The sequence below is a fragment of the Amycolatopsis sp. NPDC049688 genome (assembly GCF_040674975.1).
In the GTDB taxonomy this organism is placed as follows: Bacteria; Actinomycetota; Actinomycetes; order Mycobacteriales; family Pseudonocardiaceae; genus Amycolatopsis.
This window is the reverse complement of sequence record NZ_JBFANY010000001.1, coordinates 516,353-535,473: the sequence shown is the minus strand read 5'-3', so window position 1 is coordinate 535,473 and position 19,121 is coordinate 516,353. Positions and strand designations below refer to the sequence as shown.

Annotated in this window: 22 protein-coding genes; 6 read left to right on the top strand and 16 right to left on the bottom strand. The window is 73.1% G+C overall.

All coding sequences use genetic code 11. The features are described from left to right. Position 1: 1 nt before the first annotated feature. From AB0J55_RS02310 to AB0J55_RS02270, 9 genes are all read right to left on the bottom strand, one after another. A complete protein-coding gene (locus tag AB0J55_RS02310; RefSeq protein ID WP_364241579.1) occupies positions 2–2,347 on the bottom strand; it encodes a phosphoketolase family protein in 2,346 nt (781 codons plus the stop codon). Next, entirely contained in the window at positions 2,344–3,237 is an 894-nt protein-coding gene (locus tag AB0J55_RS02305) for a universal stress protein (RefSeq protein ID WP_364241577.1), read from the bottom strand. Before AB0J55_RS02305 ends, AB0J55_RS02310 begins: the two co-directional genes overlap by 4 nt. After that, positions 3,234–3,842 carry a CBS domain-containing protein gene (locus tag AB0J55_RS02300; RefSeq protein ID WP_364241574.1) on the bottom strand — a complete coding sequence of 203 codons (609 nt, stop codon included), beginning with the start codon at positions 3,840–3,842 and terminating at the stop codon, positions 3,234–3,236. The genes AB0J55_RS02305 and AB0J55_RS02300 overlap by 4 nt, the downstream gene beginning before the upstream one ends. Before the next feature lie 298 nt (positions 3,843–4,140). Then, a complete protein-coding gene (locus AB0J55_RS02295) occupies positions 4,141–5,037 on the bottom strand; it encodes a universal stress protein (protein ID WP_364241572.1) in 897 nt (298 codons plus the stop codon). Further along, complete coding sequence (locus AB0J55_RS02290) at positions 5,021–5,299, bottom strand: DUF1918 domain-containing protein (protein ID WP_364241569.1); 279 nt, start codon at positions 5,297–5,299, stop codon at positions 5,021–5,023. Before AB0J55_RS02290 ends, AB0J55_RS02295 begins: the two co-directional genes overlap by 17 nt. Positions 5,300–5,311: 12 nt before the next feature. Next, positions 5,312–6,691 (bottom strand): DUF4389 domain-containing protein, encoded by a 1,380-nt coding sequence (locus tag AB0J55_RS02285; protein ID WP_364241567.1) that lies wholly within the window; start codon positions 6,689–6,691, stop codon positions 5,312–5,314. Continuing rightward, positions 6,688–6,810, bottom strand: a complete 123-nt coding sequence (locus AB0J55_RS02280; RefSeq protein ID WP_364241564.1) for a hypothetical protein — start codon at positions 6,808–6,810, stop codon at positions 6,688–6,690. The genes AB0J55_RS02285 and AB0J55_RS02280 overlap by 4 nt, the downstream gene beginning before the upstream one ends. Beyond that, on the bottom strand, positions 6,807–7,388 hold the full coding sequence (locus tag AB0J55_RS02275) for a CBS domain-containing protein (protein WP_364241561.1): 582 nt from the start codon (positions 7,386–7,388) through the stop codon (positions 6,807–6,809). The genes AB0J55_RS02280 and AB0J55_RS02275 overlap by 4 nt, the downstream gene beginning before the upstream one ends. 21 nt (positions 7,389–7,409) lie before the next feature. Further along, positions 7,410–8,192, bottom strand: a complete 783-nt coding sequence (locus AB0J55_RS02270) for a universal stress protein (protein ID WP_364241559.1) — start codon at positions 8,190–8,192, stop codon at positions 7,410–7,412. A gap of 30 nt (positions 8,193–8,222) precedes the next feature. On the opposite strand from AB0J55_RS02270, the gene AB0J55_RS02265 reads away from it, so the two are divergent. Further along, positions 8,223–8,522, top strand: coding sequence for a hypothetical protein (locus tag AB0J55_RS02265; protein WP_364241557.1), 300 nt, complete (start codon positions 8,223–8,225; stop codon positions 8,520–8,522). Here the strand turns inward: AB0J55_RS02265 and AB0J55_RS02260 are convergent. Together AB0J55_RS02260 and ppk2 are read right to left on the bottom strand one after the other, a co-directional pair. After that, the gene (locus AB0J55_RS02260) at positions 8,513–8,704 is read right to left on the bottom strand and encodes a hypothetical protein (protein WP_364241554.1); all 192 of its coding nucleotides are present in this window, start codon (positions 8,702–8,704) and stop codon (positions 8,513–8,515) included. The two genes, AB0J55_RS02265 and AB0J55_RS02260, sit on opposite strands and share 10 nt — an antisense overlap. Before the next feature lie 14 nt (positions 8,705–8,718). Then, positions 8,719–9,525, bottom strand: coding sequence for a polyphosphate kinase 2 (gene ppk2 / locus AB0J55_RS02255; RefSeq protein ID WP_364241552.1), 807 nt, complete (start codon positions 9,523–9,525; stop codon positions 8,719–8,721). A 130-nt stretch (positions 9,526–9,655) separates the two neighbouring features. Between ppk2 and AB0J55_RS02250 the strand changes: the two genes are divergently transcribed. The 3 genes from AB0J55_RS02250 to AB0J55_RS02240 all read left to right on the top strand — a co-directional run bounded on the left by AB0J55_RS02250 (position 9,656) and on the right by AB0J55_RS02240 (position 12,318). After that, positions 9,656–10,366: a site-2 protease family protein gene (locus tag AB0J55_RS02250; protein ID WP_364241551.1), complete on the top strand. Its 711-nt coding sequence runs from the start codon at positions 9,656–9,658 to the stop codon at positions 10,364–10,366. Between the two features lie 338 nt (positions 10,367–10,704). Further along, entirely contained in the window at positions 10,705–11,721 is a 1,017-nt protein-coding gene (locus tag AB0J55_RS02245) for a hypothetical protein (RefSeq protein ID WP_364241549.1), read from the top strand. Positions 11,722–11,829: 108 nt separating this feature from the next. Next, on the top strand, positions 11,830–12,318 hold the full coding sequence (locus AB0J55_RS02240; protein ID WP_364241547.1) for an RICIN domain-containing protein: 489 nt from the start codon (positions 11,830–11,832) through the stop codon (positions 12,316–12,318). Positions 12,319–12,375: 57 nt separating this feature from the next. Here the strand turns inward: AB0J55_RS02240 and AB0J55_RS02235 are convergent, their stop codons facing one another. Both AB0J55_RS02235 and AB0J55_RS02230 read right to left on the bottom strand, forming a co-directional pair. After that, the gene (locus tag AB0J55_RS02235; protein WP_364241544.1) at positions 12,376–12,999 is read right to left on the bottom strand and encodes a CBS domain-containing protein; all 624 of its coding nucleotides are present in this window, start codon (positions 12,997–12,999) and stop codon (positions 12,376–12,378) included. Positions 13,000–13,018: 19 nt separating this feature from the next. Continuing rightward, entirely contained in the window at positions 13,019–13,900 is an 882-nt protein-coding gene (locus AB0J55_RS02230; RefSeq protein ID WP_364241542.1) for a universal stress protein, read from the bottom strand. A 326-nt stretch (positions 13,901–14,226) separates the two neighbouring features. Here AB0J55_RS02230 and AB0J55_RS02225 point away from each other — a divergent pair, with 326 nt between their 5' ends. After that, a complete protein-coding gene (locus AB0J55_RS02225) occupies positions 14,227–14,658 on the top strand; it encodes a hypothetical protein (protein WP_364241540.1) in 432 nt (143 codons plus the stop codon). Positions 14,659–14,662: 4 nt separating this feature from the next. Beyond that, positions 14,663–15,616 (top strand): magnesium transporter CorA family protein, encoded by a 954-nt coding sequence (locus AB0J55_RS02220; protein WP_364241537.1) that lies wholly within the window; start codon positions 14,663–14,665, stop codon positions 15,614–15,616. Here the strand turns inward: AB0J55_RS02220 and AB0J55_RS02215 are convergent. The 3 genes from AB0J55_RS02215 to AB0J55_RS02205 form a co-directional block, all read right to left on the bottom strand. Next, positions 15,594–18,161, bottom strand: coding sequence for an HAD-IC family P-type ATPase (locus AB0J55_RS02215; RefSeq protein WP_364241535.1), 2,568 nt, complete (start codon positions 18,159–18,161; stop codon positions 15,594–15,596). The two genes, AB0J55_RS02220 and AB0J55_RS02215, sit on opposite strands and share 23 nt — an antisense overlap. A gap of 91 nt (positions 18,162–18,252) precedes the next feature. Further along, positions 18,253–18,774: a flavodoxin domain-containing protein gene (locus AB0J55_RS02210; protein WP_364241533.1), complete on the bottom strand. Its 522-nt coding sequence runs from the start codon at positions 18,772–18,774 to the stop codon at positions 18,253–18,255. An 11-nt stretch (positions 18,775–18,785) separates the two neighbouring features. Next, the gene (locus AB0J55_RS02205; protein ID WP_364241530.1) at positions 18,786–19,055 is read right to left on the bottom strand and encodes a DUF1876 domain-containing protein; all 270 of its coding nucleotides are present in this window, start codon (positions 19,053–19,055) and stop codon (positions 18,786–18,788) included. Positions 19,056–19,121 lie beyond the last annotated feature (66 nt).

Here is a 19,121-nt window from a genome sequence, read left to right as displayed (position 1 = left end):
CTCAGCCCTCCCAGGTCCAGTGCCGCACCTCGGGCAGGTCTTCCCCGTGGGTGCGGATGTAGCGGTGGTGCCGTCCCTGGGCCTCGGTCATCCGCTGCCGCAGCACCCCGGCCGTCGCCACCAGGCCCGGTACGCGGTCGATCACGTCGATCACCAGCTGGAACCGGTCCATGTGGTTGAGCACCAGCATGTCGAACGGCGTGGTCGTGGTGCCGTGCTCGGTGTAGCCCCGGACGTGGAGGTCGTGGTGACCGGTGCGGCGGTAGGCCAGGCGGTGGATCAGCCACGGGTAGCCGTGGTAGGCGAAGATCACCGGGCGGTCCGGGGTGAACAACGCGTCGAACTCCCGGTCCGAAAGACCGTGCGGGTGCTCGGCCTCGGGCTGCAGGCGCATCAGGTCGACGACGTTCACCATGCGCACGGCGAGGTCCGGCAGTTCCTCCCGGAGGATCTTCGCGGCGGCCATGATCTCCAGGGTCGGGGCGTCGCCCGCGCAGGCGAGGACGACGTCGGGTTCCCGGTCGGTGTGCGTGCTGGCCCATTCCCAGATGCTCGCGCCGCGGGCGCAGTGCAGCGCCGCCTGCTCGGCGTCGAGCCAGTTCGGCGTGTCGTTCTTCCCGGCGACCACCACGTTGACGTAGTCCCGGCTGCGCAGGCAGTGCGCCGCGACCTCCAGGAGCGTGTTGGTGTCCGGCGGGAAGTACACCCGCACGACCTCCGAGCTCTTGTTCGCCACGTGGTCGACGAAACCGGGGTCCTGGTGGGAGAACCCGTTGTGGTCCTGCCGCCACACGTGCGAGGTCAGCAGGTAGTTCAGCGACGCCACCGGCCGCCGCCACGGGATCTGCCGGTGCACCCGCAGCCACTTGATGTGCTGGTTGACCATCGAGTCGACGATGTGCACGAACGCCTCGTAGCAGGAGAACAGCCCGTGCCGGCCCGAGAGCAGGTAGCCCTCCAGCCAGCCCTGGCACAGGTGCTCCGAGAGCACCTCGAGCACGCGGCCGTCGCGGGCCAGATGCTCGTCGACCGGTTCGACGGCGGCCTGCCACTGCTTGCCGGTGACGTCGTAGACCGCGTCGAGCCGGTTGGACGCGGTCTCGTCCGGGCCGAACAGGCGGAAGTTCTCCCGGCCGGCGTTGAGCGCGAAGACGTCCCGCAGGAACCGGCCCAGCACCCGGGTCGGCTCGGCCACCGTCGCCCCCGGTACCGGTACGGGCACCGCGTGGGCCGCGGTGTCCGGCAACGTCAGCGGGCGCAGCAGCACACCGCCGTTCGCGTGCGGGTTCGCGCCCATCCGCCGGTCCCCCGCCGGGATCATCGCCGTGACGTCGGCGGCCGGGCGGCCGGACTCGTCGAACAGTTCCGAAGGCCGGTAGGACAGCAGCCACTCCTCCAGCTGCTTGAGGTGCTTCGGGTTGTGGCGGACCTCGGCGAGCGGCACCTGGTGGGAACGCCAGGTCCCCTCGACCGGCTTTCCGTCCACAACGGACGGTCCGGTCCAGCCCTTGGGGCTGCGCAAGACGATCATCGGCCACACGCCGCGCCGTTCGGCGAGGGTGGCGACCGCCGAGTCGAGCGCCGCGGCCATCGCCTGGTGCATCGTTTCCGGGTCGCTGCCTTCGACGTAGATCGGCGCGTAGCCGTACCCGCGCAGCAAAGCGTCCAGTTCGGACGGCGGAATCCGGGACAGGACCGTGGGATTGGCGATCTTGTAGCCGTTGAGGTGCAGGATCGGCAGCACCGCGCCGTCGCGGACGGGGTCGAGGAACTTGTTGGCGTGCCACGACGTCGCCAGCGGCCCGGTTTCGGCTTCGCCGTCCCCGACCACGCAGGCGACGAGCAGGTCCGGGTTGTCGAACGCGGCCCCGAAGGCGTGCGCCAGCGAGTAACCCAGCTCGCCGCCCTCGTGGATCGAGCCCGGTACCTGCGGAGCCACGTGACTCGGCACGCCGCCGGGGAAGGAGAACTGCCGGAACAGCTCGGCCATCCCGGCGGCGTCCCGCGTCACCTCGGGCCACGCCTCGGTGTAGCTGCCTTCGAGCCAGGTGTTGGCCAGCAGGGCCGGGCCGCCGTGGCCCGGGCCGGTGACGAGCATGGCGTTCAGGTCATGGGTCAGGATCGCGCGGTTCAGGTGCGCGTAGACGAAGTTCAGGCCGGGCGAGGTCCCCCAGTGCCCGAGCAGCCGCGGCTTGACGTGCTCGGGCTGCAGCTGCTCACGCAGCAGCGGGTTCGCCATCAGGTAGATCTGGCCGGCCGAAAGGTAGTTCGCGGCCCGCCAGAGGGCGTCCACCTGGGCGAGCTCGATGCTGCCGAGCACCGCCGGGCGGGCTTCGACGGCGGTCATGCCTTCCGCTCCGGGCGGACCACGAGCACCGGGCACTGCGCGTGCTGGACCAGCGCCTGGCTGGTCGAACCCAGGAGCATGCCGGTGAAGCCGCCGCGCCCGCGACTGCCCACGACGACCAGCTGCGCTTCCGCGGAGATCTCGAGCAGCGCGTGCCGGGGCCGGTCGCGAACCAGCATCCGGCGGACCTCGACGTCGGGGTACTTCTCCCGCCACCCCGCGAGCCGCTCGCCGAGCAGCCGTTCTTCGTCCTCCTCGAGGGATTCCGGCTGGGTCAGGATGCGCGCGCTGCCGAAAGCGTCTTCGTAGGTGACGTCGTTCCAGGCGTGCAGGGCGACCAGCGGAACGCCGCGCAGCGACGCTTCCTCGAACGCGACCGCGATGGCCTGTTCGCTGTTCGGGCTGCCGTCGACGCCGACCGCGACCGGGCCGGTCGTGGAGTCGTGGCGGCCGCGGACGATCGCGACCGGGCAGTGCGCGTGCCCGGCGACCGCCGCCGCCGTGCCGCCGACCAGCATGTCCGCGAACCCGCCGGTGCCGGTCCGGCCGACGACGAGCGTCCGGGCGTGCCGGGACTCCTCGATCAGCATCGGGACCGGCGGGTCGTTGGGCAGCTCGGTCGTGACGACGAGGTCCTTGTCGACCGAAGCGGCGAGGGCGCGCGCATCGGCGATCGCCCGTTCGCCGTCGGCCTGGACGGCCTCGAACAGCGTCGCCGCGCCGATTCCGGTCATGCCGCCGCCGTAGTAGAGGCCGGCGACCTGCAGGCCGTGCACGATCTTCAGCTGGAGGTGGCGCCGGGAGGCGAGTTCCGCCGCCCACGTGACGGCGGCGGCCGAGCCGGCCGAGCCGTCGACGCCGACGGTGATCCTCGGATCGTTGGCGGTCATCGTGTCTGCTCCTCACCCGCGTATGCGGTCTCTGCGGCGATGACGCCCGGCACGGCGAGCGCCAGCAACTGGGCGACGTGCCGGTCGGAATCGTCGTCGAACTGGTCGGTGATGTGCACGAGCCCGTCGTGGACGTCGACGTGCCAGCGGCCGCTGCCGCCGTAGATTTCCAGGCGGTGCTTGACGTCCCGGGCGATGTCGACGTCCTCCCGGGCGAGCACCCGCACGACGTCGCCGCGGGTGACGATGCCGACCACGGCCGAGCCGTCGACGATCGGCATCGCGCGGATCCGGGCGTCCACCAGTGCCTGGCACAGGTCGGCGACGTCGGTGCCGCTGCTCATCGCGGTGACGGGGGCGGTCATCAGGTCGCCGACGGTGTGGCCGGCGGTGGCTCCGCCGGGTTCGCGGACGTAACGGGGATCGGCCGGGATGCGGCCGCGGATGAGATCGGCCTCGGTGACGATGCCGGCGAGGCGGTCGTCGTCGTCGACCACGGGCAGTGCGGTGAAGCCGTGCGCGGCCAGCAGTTCGGCCGCCACCTTCGCGGACGTCCACGGGTGCACGGTGATCACCGGCGCGGTCATCAGGTCGCGTGCTCGCATCGGGGGTTCCTTTCGTGTCACCTCCCAACCTAGGAAGGCAGGCCCCCGGCCACCGCCGTCATCGGTCACCGGTCGCGGGGACTTACGTCCCTTCGCCCGGCCAGCTCCACAAGGGACGAAGGTCCCGCCGGAGCCGCGCGACCCTCACGGGTGTAGGCGCGCACGAGCCGGGACAGGTCGGCGGCACCCCGCGGTCCGGACCGGCCAGGCTGATCGACCCGTCGGGGTGTCTCGTGCGGGCCCGTCACGGTGGCGCTCACCGCGAACAGGCGCAGCACCGCGCGCGTCCGGGCGGTGGTCAGCTCGCCGGCCGCACGACCGCCACCGGGCACGGCGAGTGCGCGATCAGGGCCTGGCTCGTCGAGCCGAGCAGCATGCCGGTGAACCCGCCGCGGCCGCGGCAGCCGACCACGATCAGCTGCGCCTGCTCGCCGCGTTCCAGCAGGGTGCGCACCGGGCGGCCGCGGACGACCTCCAGCTCGATCGCCAGATCGGCGTATTTGCGCTGCCAGCCCACGATCTGCTCGGTCAGCTTGACGCGCTCCTCGGTCGCGATCGCGGCCGGGTCTTCCTGCATCAGGTGCGGGCGCAGCATGCCGTCGGCGAGGACGTCGCTCCAGGTGTGCACCGCGAGCAGCGCCGCGCCGCGCAGCCGCGCTTCTTCGCAGGCGAACGCGATCGCGGCCTCGCTGTCGGGCGAACCGTCGGACCCGACGACCACCGGGCCGGTGCGCGGCGGCGGATCGTGCGGGGTCCGGCCGCGGACGACGACGATCGGGCAGTGCGCGTGCGCGGCCAAGGCGACGGCGGTCGAGCCGACGAGCAGGCCGGTGAACCCGCCCAGCCCGCGCGAGCCGAGCACGATCAGCTCGGCGTGCTGCGATTCCTGGACCAGCGCGGTGACCGGGCTCCACTCGCGGGCCGCGGTGCCGACCTCCAGACCAGGGTGCTCGGCGAGCACCGCGGCCTTCGCGCCGGCCAGCCAGCCCTCGGCCCGCTCGGCCAGCCCGGCCCGCACCTGCTCGTGGCTGCCGAACGGGACCGGCGTCTGCACCTGCGGAAGGGCGTAGACCTGGACCAGCCGCAGCGGCCGCCCGCGGCGGACGGCTTCCGCGCCGGCCCACACGGCCGCCTGCACCGCGGAACCCGAGCCGTCGATCCCGGCGACGACCGCCCCGTCAACGAACCCGGACATGACCGTCCTCCTCGTGGATGTACCGCCGGACCCGGTCGAAGCGGGTGCGGGCCCGGGCCTCGGCGGCCTGTTCCTCCTCGGCGGTCAGCACGACCGCGTCGGGGCCGGGGAAGACCGTCGACACGTGGTCGTCGGCCGTCCACCGGACGATGTAGGGCGGGGTGCCGTCGGCCGAGCGGACCTCGAGGATCCGGCCGCGCTGTTCGGGCGCGCCGGCCCACGGTCCCTTGACGACGAGCCAGTCACCCGGCTGTGCGTGCATGCTCGTTCCTTCCTAGATGTCCACAGTGGACGGCTGAGGCGGTGCGGGTGCCGCCGGGCGCTGCGCAGCGCGGTGTGCGGCCACGGCGATCAGGACGACGCCGCCGGCCAGCACCACGAGCCCGGACGCCAGCAGCGCCAGTGCGATCCAGCCGAGGGCGGGCGCGGTCGCGCCGGCTTCGGCGCGCACGGAGATCCCGCGCGAGCCGTCCGCGTTCATCACGACGGCGGTCCACTGCCCGTTCGCCACCGGCCAGCCGACGGTCTGCGTGCCCGCGCCGGACGCGCTCGCGATCCAGACGCGCGCGCCGCCGGGCGGGACGGCCGGGGCACCGCCGAGGTGCGTGCGGTCGCCCGCGGTCGTGTACTCGGTCGCGGCCAGGTACCGCTCGACGTCGGCGGTGCGGCCGATGCCGACGAAGACCGGGCGCCCGCCGGTGCCGGCCGCCCGGATCCGGACGTCACCGATGAAGCTCTCCAGCTTCGGCACGGCCACGCCCTCCAGCCGCACCGGATCGGTGGCGACGGCGTACCCGCTCGAGACGAAGGTGGTGGCCGCGGTGAGGTAGCCGTCGGCGTCACGCTGGGTGCGGTCGGCCCACAGCACGGTGGCGCCGCCGGTGAGCAGGCCCATCGACCCGAGCACCAGCACGGCCCCGGTGACCGCGGCGGCGATCCGCCCGGCGGTCCAGCCCGGCGCGTGCGGGTGCGGCGGTGGCGGGTGCGGCGGTTCGTGGCCGGTTTCGGCGCCGCCCATGTCGAGCCGGAACGGCGGGTATTCGTCGGTCATCAGCGACACGTAGGCCGCGACTCGCAGCACCCAGCGGTCCATGCCGAGGACGAAGTCGAAGATCGGCCGCGGGTAGCGGCCGGTGAACAGCAGCACCACCCCGGCGACCAGGACCAGCACGCCGACGAGACCACCGGCGGCCCAGTCGAACGTCCCGTCACTGGTACGAGACGCCAGCCAGGTGCCGCCGCCGACGAACAGACCGGCGACGATGAGGTGCGGAATGGCCAGCAGCCACCACTTCACCAGCACCAGCCCGCGCGAAAGCCGTTCGGGGTAGGCGATGTCGAGCCGGGCCGGGTAGTCCGGGACGTCGGCGAGGGTGAACGGCGGGTAGCGGTCGGTTCCGAGCGCGGCATAGGAGTAGTACTGCACCCGCCAGCTCCACCGCAGCACACCGGCGGTGAACTCGAACAGCGGCCGCGGGTACCGCCCGGTGATCAGGATGGCGAAGAACGCCACGATCGTGGCGAACGGGTAGGCGAACCACAGGAACGCCAGCACGATGTAGTGCGGGACGGCGAGCAGCCACTTCACCAGCCAGAGCCCGCGGGACAGCGGCTCGTCCAGCGTCGCCTCGACCCGGACGGGGTACTCGGTCATGACACGCTCCTTCCCACGCCGCCGGCCAGACGGTGCCCGGGTCCGCTGGAGAAGAGCCGGACCGGGACGTGCACCAGGCCCGCGTCGCGGGCCTTCGCCACCGTGACGAGGACTTTCACCTCCGCACCGCCGCTTCTTCCCACAGCTCGACCCCGACGACGCCGTAGACGGTCTTCGCCAGCGCCGTCACGACCCGGCGCTCGGCCTCGTCGGTGAAGGTGCCGCGGATGGTCACCATGCCACCGGTGACGGAAACCGCCCACCGGTCGCGGTGCCCGCAGTAGTCCGTGAGGAGCGCGTTGAGGTGGGAGGCGATCGAGTCGTCCTGGCGCACCAGCGGGGTGAGCATGTCGCGGCGGCTGACGATGCCCACCAGCACGCCTTCGTCGTCGACGACCGGGATGCTGCGCCGCCGGTCGCCCAGCATGCGCCGGGCGATCTCGGTGAGGTCGGTGTCCAGCCGCACGGTCTCCGCCGGGGTGGTCATCATCGTGGCCACCAGCACGTCGGGCGCAGCGCCGGTGATGCCGCTGCGGAGCGCGTCGGCTTCGGTGAACACGCCGAGGACCGCGTCGTCCTCGCCGACGACCGGCAGCGCCGCGACGCAGTGTTCGGTGAGCAGCACGATGGCTTCGCGGACCGGCGTCTCCGGGCCGACGCGCACCACGGGCCTCGTCATGACGTCGCGTGCTTTCACGACGGCTCCTTTCCTGGGAGTTCAGTGCACGACCGCGACCGGGCAGGCGGCGTGGGCGAGCAGGGTGTTGCCGGTCGAGCCGAGGATCCCGCCGGCGACCGGCCCGCGGCCTCGCGTGCCGACGACGATCAGCCGGGCGTCCGGGGCGGCGTGCTGCAGCGCGCGGGCCGGAACCCGCTCCGGCACGACCCGGGTGCGGACCTCGAGGTCCGGGTACTTGCGGCACCAGCCGTCCACGTGGGCCGCCAGTTCGGCGTCGTCGCCTCCGGCGTGGACGACCAGCACCGGCGCCCGGGTCGCGGCGGCCTCCTCGAACGCGAACCGCAACGCGTGCTCGCTCGATTCGGACCGGTCGATCCCGGCGACGACCGGTCCCGTCCGGGCCGGCTGGTGCCCGGGCACCACGACGACGGGGCACGGCGCCTCCGCGGCCACCCGCAGGGCGACCGAACCGATCAGCGCGCCCCGCAGGCCGCCGAGGCCGTGCGAACCGAGGACGACCAAAGCCGCGTCCGCTGCCTCCTCGAGCAACAGGTCGGCGGCGAGCCCGAGCCGGACCGCCGTTTCGACCCGCACACCGGGCGCCCAGTCGCGGGCGATCGCGGCCGCGCGGTGCAGCCAGCGGTAGATGTGCTCCAGCAGGAGCTCGTTGCTTCCGGGGGCGGGGGCGCCTTCGAAGACGCAGGCGTGCACCAGGCGCAGGGTGGTGTCCCGCCGCCCCGCTTCCCGGGCCGCCCAGCGAACAGCGGCGTACGACGGCTCGGAAGCGTCCACCCCGGCGAGCACCGGCCGGTTCGCGGTCATGAGTTCCTCCTGCTGTCCGGGAGGTCCAGCATGGGCGCGGCGGGTACGGGCCGGTCAGGGCCCGAAGTCCCTTTCACCGGGGACCAAATCCGCCTGTTCGCGCGGGCCCGGCCAGGCGCCGAGTTCGCGCTCGGCGTCGCGGGCAAGTCCCGGAAAACCGTGATCGCCTGGCGCCGGGTGGCAGCCGACGACTTCGCGCCGTTCGACGAGCCCGGCTTCGGCAAGCTCGTGCCGGCCGTGTCGGCGGTCCCTACGGCGCGCCGCGCACGGTGGCCGCGAAAGGCCCGGGAGCGGGCCCTCGCGGCCTACACGCGCACCGATCAAACCTGACTTCCGGCCGCCGCCTGCCGCGGGTCGTCCGCGGTGGCCGGGATGGCGTCCTCCTCGTTCTCCTTGATCGCGTGGTGTTCGACCGCGTGCAGGTACCGGCCCACCTTCGGGCCGTGCCGCCCGCGCTCGGCGACGTCCCGGCGTGCCTCGGCTTCGATGGCCGCCTTTTCCTTCTCGTCCATGGCTTTCTCCTGGTTCAGTGCGGCAGCAGGGTCGCCGCGTGGTCGGGAACGTAGGTCTGCAGCCGCCGGTCGGGCCGGAAGTAGCCGGCCGGCTCCGGCCGCGGCGGCAGCGAGACCGCCTGGCGGGGCACCTCGAAGTAGGGCACGCTCGCGAGCAGGTGCGCGATCATGTTCAGCCTGCCGCGCCGCTTCTCCTCGCTTTCCACGACGTGCCAGGGGGATTCGGCGGTGTCGGTGTGCACGAACATCTCGTCCTTCGCCCGCGAGTAGTCCTCCCAGTGCGTGACCGACTGCAGGTCGATCGTCGAGAGCTTCCAGCGGCGCATCGGGTCGTCGATGCGGGCGCGGAACCGGCGTTCCTGCTCGTCGAGGCTGACCGAGAACCAGTACTTGCGCAGCAGGATGCCGTCGTCGACGAGCAGCCGCTCGAAGATGGGGCACTGCTGCAGGAACCGCCGGTGCTCCTCGGGCGTGCAGAACCCCAGCACCCGCTCGACGCCGGCGCGGTTGTACCAGCTGCGGTCGAACAGCACGATCTCTCCCGCCGCGGGCAGGTGCTCGATGTAGCGCTGGAAGTACCACTGCGTCCGCTCGCGCTCGGTCGGGCTCGGCAACGCGGCGATCCGCACCACGCGCGGATTGAGGTGCTCGGTGACGCGCTTGATCGTGCTGCCCTTGCCGGCAGCGTCCCGGCCCTCGAACACCACGACCAGCCGCGCCCCTTCGGCCCGGACCCACTCCTGCAGCTTCACCAGTTCGGCCTGCAGGCGCAGCAGCTCGCGCTCGTAGACCGGGCGCGGGATCTTCTGGGTTCCGGGCATACCCCGACGCTACGAACGCGGTGTGCCTCAGCGCCGCGGCCGGACGTCGGCGGCGCTGGGGTCTTTGGTCCCTCGTCCCGGGGCGGTGCGGCCCTCCCCCGGGTGCTCCCGCGAGAGGACGGTCGGACGGATGCATGCCACTTTCCCGCTCGGGCGCCCGGCCGGTATCGCCGTCGGCGCGCACTGGTCCGTCCTCCCGGCCATGGCTCTGCTCGCCGGTTTCCTGGCGCGGTCGCCGTTGCCGGACACCGTCCCCGGCCTGTCCCCGGCCGTCTACTGGGCGACCGGCGTGACCGGGTCGCTCGTCTTCCTCGCGTCGTTGCTGGTGCACGAGCTCAGCCACGCGCTGGCCGCGCGGGACCGCGGCCTCGTCGTCGACGGCATCACCCTGTGGCTGCTCGGCGGCCGCACGGAACCGGACGGCGATCCCCCGTCGCCGCGCGCCGCGATCGCCGTCGCGGTCGCCGGGCCGGTGGCGAGCCTCGCGGCCGGTGCCGGGTTCCTGGTCGCCGGCCTGCTGTCCACCGGGGTCGCCGCGCCCGCGCTGACCTGGCTGGGCTGGGCGAACCTGCTCCTGGCGTCGTTCACCCTGCTGCCCGGCGCGCCGCTGGACGGCGGCCGCGTCCTCCAGGCGCTCGTCTGGCGGCGCACCGGCGACCGGCGGCGCGCCCGGGCCGCCGCGGCGCGCTCCGGTCACGTCCTCGGGGTGGTGCTGGTGGCCGCCGGGCTGCTGCAGGTGGTGTGGTCCGGCAGCCTCGCCGGGCTGTGGCCGGCCGGCCTCGGCTGGTTCCTCGCCTGGTGCGCCCGGGCCGAGCTGGCGACGTGCGCACCGCGGTCGTGACACGCGCCGCCGGATGACGGTCGCCGTGAGCGGCCCTGCCGCAGCCGCCGGCCAACGCCCCTTCCGGGCCGGCACCTGCTTCGTGATCGCCGGGGTGCCGTCCGGGGCCGCTCACGAGCTCGGGAGCATGAAGTACGCTTCCTCCTCCTGCGCGAAGTGCAGGGCCGGCACGGCATCCAAGCCGTAGAGCGTCGCGCGCAGGTCGTCGGCCTCGGGCGCGGGGCCGACGCGGAAAAGGGCCGAAGGGCCTCGACCCCGTCCCCGCCGCGAAGCCCTTGGACCCTGTGGCCGCCGGACCGCCGCGGCGAGCATGGAGGCAGCCGATCCGAGGAGGACCGATGACTTCCACGATGCCCGACGCCTACACCGTGCGAGCGGCCGTCGCGCTGGCGGTGCGGGCCCCTTCGGTGCACAACTCCCAGCCGTGGCAGTGGCGGTTCGGCGGACGCACGGTCGAGCTGCGCGCCGACCCGGGCCGCCGGTTGCGCCACGCCGATCCCGACGGCCGCGACCTGCTCGTCAGCTGCGGGTGCGCCCTGCACCACTTCACCGTCGCCGCGGCCGCGATGGGGTGGGCCGCCCGGATCCACCGGCTGCCCGAGCCGGGGCTGCTCGCCCGGATCGACCTGGTCCCCGGCGACACGAGCGACGACGACATCGCCCTGGCCGCGGCCATCCCCCGCCGCCGTTCCGACCGGCGCCGGTTCGCCGAGCGGCCGCTGCTGGTGCGGGACGAGGTGGTGCTGCAGAAGAGCGCTTCCGAGCAGGGCGTGACGCTGCACGTGGTGCAGGAGGCCCCGCACCGGACGGTGCTCACCACCGCGGCCGCGGAGGCCGCCGGGCTGCACCGGGCCGACCAGGACTACGAGCTCGAACTGGCGGCGTGGAGCGGCCGCGACCACGCCCCGGACGGCGTGCCGGCCCGGAACGCCGTCCTGGCCGCCGCACCCCGCCGCGAACTGCGGATCCGCGAGTTCGCGGGCGGCCGGATCCCGGACACGGCCGGCCCCGACGGCGCGGTCCTCACGGTGCTCGCCACCGCCGGTGACACCGAACTCGACCGCCTCCGCACCGGTGAAGCCGCCAGTGCCGTGCTGCTCACCGCGACCCGGCTGAACCTGGCGTCCTGCGTGTACACCGAACCGTTCGAGTTGACGAGCACGCGCGGCCTGGTCCGCGACTGCGTCCTCGGCGGCCGGCTCGAGCCGCAGCTGGCCGTGCGCGTCGGCTACGCGCCGCAGGACGCGGCACCGCTCCCGGCGACCCCGCGCCGGCCGATCGGCGAAGTCCTGCGGCCGCTCCCCCACCCGTACGGCGTCGGCCTGCCGATCCCGGAACAACTGCGCGGCCGCTGAATTCTTCGCATTCGGAGCATGTTCGACGAATTCGATTGTCTTGTGCCCTCCCGGCCGCAATGGAAGACTGCGCGCGTCCGAAAACCGCGAGCTTCCCCGGGAGGGACCATGCGAAGAACCGCGACCACCTTGTTCTCGGCAGCCGCACTGGCGACTGCCTTCGCCGGCACGGCGGGTGCCGCCTCCACTTACCAGTGGCAGAACCAGCGCAGCTTCTCGTGCCTCGACCAGGACTACTCCGGCGGGACCGCGCACTCGACCGTACTGGCGTGGCCGTGCAGCGGAGTGACCAATCAGAAATGGGAGTGGGAAATCCTCTCCGACGGGACCAACCGGTTCAGGAACGCCCGCAGCGGCATGTGCCTCGACCAGGACTACACCGGAGGCGTCCCGCATTCCACGATCCTGGCCTGGCCCTGCGCCGCAACGGACAACCAGCACTGGCGGCTGACCCGGAAAGACGACGGGCACTTCGTCTTCCAGAACGTTCGCAGCGGATCGTGTCTCGACCAGGACTACTCCGGCGGGACCGCGCACTCGACCGTACTGGCGTGGCCGTGCAGCACGGTCGAGAACCAGCATTGGGACTACCCCTGACCGCTCTCACGCCGGAAAGGCCCTCCCGCACCGGGAAGGCCTTTCCTCGTACCGCTCTCACGCGACGTCGTTCCAGACGTAGTCCAGGCGGTTGCGGACTTCCACCACTCCGGACAGCTCGCTGAGCGACCGCGTCACCGGGTCGATGTCGCTGCGCCGCTCCACGCGGCCCACCACCGTCACGATCCCGGCCCGCACCTCCACCCGGACCCGGTCGGGGCCCCAGCTCAGCTGCCGGATCCGCTCGCAGACCTCGCGTTCGAGCTCGGCGTCGCCGCGGGTGAATACCCGGACCAGGTCGCGGCGGGCCAGCACCCCGGCCGGCTTTCCGTTGCGCAGCACGAACAACCGGCGGACGCCGGTCCGGGCGAACTTCTCCGCCGCGGTGGCCAGGGAGTCGCCGGCGTCGATCGTGACGACCGGGCTGGTCATCAGGTCCTTCGCGGTGCACGCCGTCGCCTTGCGGGCCAGCCGGCGGTCGCGGCGGCGGGGCTTCGGGTCGTCCCACAGGTGCGGCAGCAGGTCCGCCTCCGAGACGACGCCGACGAGCGCGCCGGTCTTGTCGACGACGCCGACCGCGCTGATTCCGTTGCCGGTCAGCAGCTCGGCGATGTCCTTGAACGGCGTCTGCGGGGAGACGGTGATCGGGTCGGCGGTCATCACCGCGGAAACCGTGGTCATGGCGGGTACTCCTTGTCGTTCAGGCGTTCTCGGTGCGGACGACCATCACGGGGCAGGCCGCGTGGTGCAGCAGGGCCTGGCTCGTCGAGCCGAGGACCAGCCCGGTGAAGCCACCGCGGCCGCGGCTGCCCACGACGAGCAGCTGGGCATCGTGGCTCGCGGAAAGCAGGCGGTGGCGGGGCTTGTCGTGCTCGACACGGCGCTCGACCGTGACGTCCGGGTACTTCTCCGGCCAGCCGGCGAGCCGCTGGGCCAGCAACCGGTGGCCGGAATCCTGCAGGGACTCGCCCTGGAACGCGACGTTGCCGTCGCTGAACAGGCCGGCGGTGTCGCCGTCGTGCCAGGTGTACAGGGCGACGAGCGGCGCGTTGCGGAGCGAGGCTTCCTCGAACGCCCAGGCGATCGCGGCCTCGCTCAGCGGGCTCCCGTCGACGCCCACGACCACGGGGCCGTCGACGCTCTCCCGCCCGCGCACCACCACGACCGGGCAGTGCGCCTTGGCGGCCAGGTCGACGTCGGGGGAACCGCTGAACAGCCCGGCGATCGGGCCGACGGGCTCCCCGGTGACGAGCAGCCGAGCCCGTTCCGAGACCGCCAGCAGCCCCGGGACCGGCCCGCGGTCACTGGCCTCGGTGGCGACCGCCAGCCCCGGCACGGCGGCTTCGAGGGTCTCCCGCGTCCGGCGCAGCAGCTGGTCGGCTTCGGCCTCCTTGATTGTCAGCCAGTCCGACGGCGGGTACACCTTGCCCCCGAACGCGGCGTCTTCGTACCCGTAGGCGGTGAAGACGAGCAGCGAAGCGTGCCGGCGGGCCGCTTCCCCGGCCGCCCACAGCGCGGCCGCGGCGGCCGTTTCCGAGCCGTCCACGGCCACCACGACCGGCGCGTTTCCGGTTGCGCTCATGACGTTTTCCTCCGGGGTTCCAGTTCGTGATCCCGACGGTAGGACGCGGGCGGCTGCGGTCGCTGCGGTCGTTCGTCCCCGCGCCCGGTGACCTTCGGCCGCTCCTGCGCGGTCCGCGGCGATTCCCGGGATGCCCCGGAGGCGGCGAACCGGCCGGTGGTCGCCGGGATCGACGGCAGCACCGTCTCCTGACGGAAGTCCTCGCGCGGATGGCCCTTCGCCCCACCGGAACCGGGGCCGGGTGGCCCTGGGAACCGGGGCGGTCCGGCTCTCCTGCCCGGGCCGCGCCAGGCGGACTCTGGAATCCGACGAAAGTGAGGCACGCCATGGACCCCAGCCCCGGATTCGCCCCGGCGACCACCGCCGAGCCGGCGTCCCTCCGCCGCGACCGGCTCGCCCTGTGGCCCGCCGATTTCGTCGATCCCCGCTACGCCGGCGTCACCGACCGGCACCTGGCACGCACCCTGACCGCGGAAGACCGGTCCGAAGAGGACGGTCTGGACCCGCTGGAGCGCGTGACCTGCCGCACGCACCGCCGCTGGCTGCACGACTGCGTCGCGTCGCCGCTGCACGTCGTGATCGTCACCGGCACCCGCTGGTGCCGCGCCTGCGAATGCGCGCTGACCGTCGCGGTCGACCAGCTGGCCGGCGACGTCTCGGTCCGCTGCCCGTCCTGTGGCGAAACGCCCGCCACGCGAGCCACCCGCCAGCTGGTCCGCGCCTGCCGCGCGAGCCTGGCCGCCGCGCACGACCGCTGAGCCGATGACGCGCAGCCGGCTGTACCGCAGCGGTGTCCTGGAGCAGGAGGACTTCCCCGCCACCGAAGCCGCCCGCCACCTCGCCGACCCGTCGGTGACGTTGTGGCTCGACTTCGACGCCCCCACCCCCGAGGACCTGGCGGCGCTCGCCACCGAACTCGGCCTGCACCCGCTGGCCGTCGCCTCGGTGCTCGACGAAGACCACCAGCGCCCGAAGCTGGTCCGCTACGACCGGCACTCGTTCGTCGCCGTGTACACCGTGCGGGTGACCGACGGCGTCCTGACGGCTTCGGAGCTGGACGCGTTCGTCACCGACCGCGTGCTGGTCACGGTGCACCGCAACAACACGACCGACATCGACGCGCTCACCGCGCGCTGGGACACCACGCCGGAACTGGCCAAGAGCGGCGCCGGGTTCCTGCTGCACGGCCTGCTCGACTACGTCGCCGACGGGCACCTCGACGCCGTCCAGGCCCTCGACGAGCAGGTCGAGGCGCTCGAAGACCTGGTGTTCGCCGACCACGTCGACCACACGGACCTGCAGCGCCGGTCCCTGGCCCTGCGCCGCAGCCTCAGCCGCCTGCGGCACCTGGCGGTGCCGATGCGCGAGATCGTCGCCGCCTTGATGCGCCGCGACGACACACTGCTGCCCTACTTCCAGGACGTCTACGACCACGTCCTGCGAGTGACGGAGTGGACGGAGTCGTTGCGCGACCTGATCGCGACGATCCGCGAGACCCAGCTGAGCATCCAGGGCAACCGCCTCAACACGATCATGAAGAAGGTCACCAGCTGGGCGGCGATCATCGCGGTCCCGACGGCGATCACGGGGTTCTACGGCCAGAACATCCCGTACCCGGGCTTCGGATCGGCATCGGGGGTGTGGGTGTCGACGCTGGCCATCCTGGTCATTTCGGCGACGCTGTACGCCCTGTTCAAGCGCCGCGACTGGCTTTGACGGTGAACCGCCGCCACAGCAGCTTGTCCGCCTCCACCACCCCGAACGCCGCCACCGCGGCACCGAGCACCCACAGCCACGACGACAACCCCACCGGCGCCGTGTGGAACCACGAGTTCATCACCGGCACATACGTCAGCAGCACCTGCAGCCCGGCCGTCAACCCCAGCCCCAGCGCGAACATCCGGCTGTGCCCCGGCCACGCACGCAGCACCGGCCGGTCAAGGGAACGGCAGCTGAGCAGGTAAGCCGCCTGAACCCCCACGAACACGTTGATCGCCGTCGTCCGCGCTTCCGCCGCCGAAGCACCCGAAGCCACACACAGGCCGTAGGCACCAAAGGCCGCCACCACGAGCAGGAGCGAAATCAGCACCACCCGGCGCAGCAAGGAACCCGTGAACAACGGCCGTTTCGGCGGCCGCGGCGGCCGGTGCATGACGCCGTGCTCGGTCGGCTCGAACGCCAGCGTCAGGCCCAGGAACACCGCCGTCGTCATGTTGATCCACAGGATCTGCACCGGCACGATCGGCAGCGTCGTGCCGAGCAGGATCGCCACCAGCACCACCATGCCCTCGCCGATGTTGGCCGGCAACGTCCACGCGATGAACTTGCGCAGGTTGTCGAACACCCCGCGGCCCACCCGCACCGCCGCCTCGATCGAGGCGAAGTCGTCGTCGGTCAGGACCATGTCCGCGGCCTGGCGGGCGGCGTCGGTGCCGCCTCGCCCCATGGCGACGCCGATGTCCGCGCGGCGCAGCGCCGGCGCGTCGTTCACCCCGTCCCCGGTCATCGCAACCACGTGCCCGCGGCGCTGCAACGCCTGCACCAGCTCGAGTTTCTGCCCCGGCGACACCCGCGCGAACACCTGCGTGCCCGCCACGGCGTCGTCGAACTCCCCCTCCGGCAGGGCGGACAGCTCGGCGCCGGTCAGGACCCGGCCGGACGCCAAGCCCACCTCACCGGCGACCGCGCGGGCCGTTCCGGCGTGGTCACCGGTGATCATCTTGACGTCGATGCCCGCGCTCCGGCAGGCCGCGACCGAGCTGACCGCCTCGGGCCGTGGCGGGTCGTGCATCGCCTGCAGGCCCAGCAGGACCGGCCCGGCTCCCGGCGACACCCGCGCGAACGCCAGCACCCGCAGGCCCTGCGCGGTCAGCGATCCGTGTACGCGGTTCAGCGCGTCCCGGTCGAGCGGACGTACGTCACCGCCGGGAACCACCTCCTGCTCACACCGGGCCGCGACCTCCTCGACCGCGCCCTTGAGGTAGGCGACGCCGGCGTGGACCGTCGTCATGGTCCGGGTCTCGGACTCGAACGGCACGGTGTCCGTGCGCGGCGCGGCCGCCCGGATCTCGTCCGGGTCCAGCCCCGCCGCGATCGCCGAGCCGAGCAGCGCGATCTCGGTGGGGTCGCCTTCGCCGAGCTCCGCGTCGTTGCACAGGACGCCGGCGACCAGGCACTCCCGCAGCGTCTCCCCCGCCGTGGCGACCGGGACCGGCGACCCCGCCGCCGCGAGGGTGGTCACCGTCATCCGGTTGCGGGTCAGCGTGCCGGTCTTGTCCGTGCAGATCACCGTGGTCCCGCCGAGGGTCTCGACCGCGGGCAGGTGCCGCACGATCGCGCCGCGCCGGGACATCCGCACCACGCCGATGGCCAGCACGATCGCGACCGCGGCCGGCAGCCCTTCGGGGATCGCGCCGACGGCGAGGGCGACCACCGCGGTGAACATCTCCGGCGCGGGCGTGCCCCGCAGGACGCCCAGCACGAACGCCCCGGCCGAGACGGCGACGATCACCAGGCTCAGCTGCCGCGAGAACCGGCCGAGCTTGCGCGTGAGGGGCGTCTCGACGATCTCGGCGGTGGCGACCAGGTGCTGGATGCCGCCCAGCTGGGTCGCGCCGCCGGTCGCGGTGACCAGGCCGCGGGCCTGGCCCCGGGTCACCAGCGTGCCGGAGTACGCCGAGCCGGTCCGGTCGGCGACCACGGCCTGTGGCGGCACCGCGCCGGTGGCCTTGACCACCGGCACCGACTCCCCGGTCAGCGCGGATTCGTCGATCTCGGCCAGGTGCACCTCGGCCAGCCGGACGTCGGCGGGCACGCGGTCGCCCGCGGCGAGCTCGACGACGTCACCGGGCACCAGCCGGGCCGCGGGCACGCGCTGCGCGACGCCGTCGCGGACGACGGTCGCGGCCACCGGGACCATCTTCGACAGCGCCTCCAGCGCGCGCTGCGCGCGGGATTCCTGCACGAACCCGACGACGGCGTTCAGCACGACGACCCCGGCGATCACCCCGGCGTCGACGTGCCCGCCGAACACCCACGTGACGGCCCCCGCCAGCAGCAGGACGTAGATCAGCGGGTTGTGGAACTGGGCGAGCAGCCGCCGGACCGGCCCGGGTCCGGCGGGCACGTGCACGGTGTTGCCGCCGAAGCGCGCCAGCCGCGCTTCGGCCTCCTCGCTGCTCAGCCCCAGCGCCGGATCGACGCCGAGCTGCTCGGCGACCGCGGCCACCGGCAGCGCGTGGAACTCTGCCGGGCCGGTCACGGTTGCGGGATTCACTGCGCCGCCTCCAGATTGTCGTCTTCGGTTGCCTGGGTCACCGTGGCCGGCGCCGGTGTCCGTGCCGGGCTCGCCGTCAGGTGGCGGCGCGGACCAGCGCCGCCCCGAGGGCCGCGCCCCACGCCTCGGCCCGTTCCGGTTCGCCGGGCTCCGGTCCGGTGTCGACAGATTCCGTCCCGACGAAGAAGCTCTCCGCCGGCAGGACGAGTCGGCAGCCGCGCTTGCTCAGCCGTTTGGCCACCCCGAGCGACGCGGCCCCGGTGAACACGCGCGGCTTGTCGATCCGGGTGTCGAAGGCCGCGGCCGCCAGCCCGGCCGGTACGACCTCGATGGAGTCCAGCCATTCCCGTACGCCGATCCGCGACCGCGTCGGGTAGTCCACCTGCTCCGCGGCCGACTTCCGGGTGGCCGCGCGGCTCATCCCGTGCACGTGGGTGGGCCCGCCGACGACGAGCAGGCCGACCCCGGCGAGGTCCCGGGGCGCTTTGTCGACGTTGACCACCTCCACCGGGGCGGCCCCGGCCAGCCCCTTGCCGATGGCCTCGGCCACCCTCTCGGTCGCACCGAACATCGACTCGAAGACGACGAGGATCCGCATGTCCGCTCCTTTCAGTGGTCGAGCCGGACCGGCTTGCGCGTCAGCGCTTCGATGTCACCGGCCGCGCACTCGAACAGGTTGTGGGCCAGGTCGCTCAACGCGCGCGATGCGGCCAGCTCGTCGCCGATTTCGGGCACGCCGGTGTCGGCCGGGTTGAGCCGCGCGACGCCGGTCCCCGAGACCCGCGTGTCGTCGGCCGTGTGGAGCCTGGCCGTGGCCCGGGTGCGGCCGTCGTCGTCTTCGTCGATGTGCACTTCGACGTGCCAGCGCTTCTCCTGCATGACTGCTCCTCAGGTTTCCTCGGGCACCATTTCGATGGCGCCGCACGGGCATTCGGCGACGCAGAT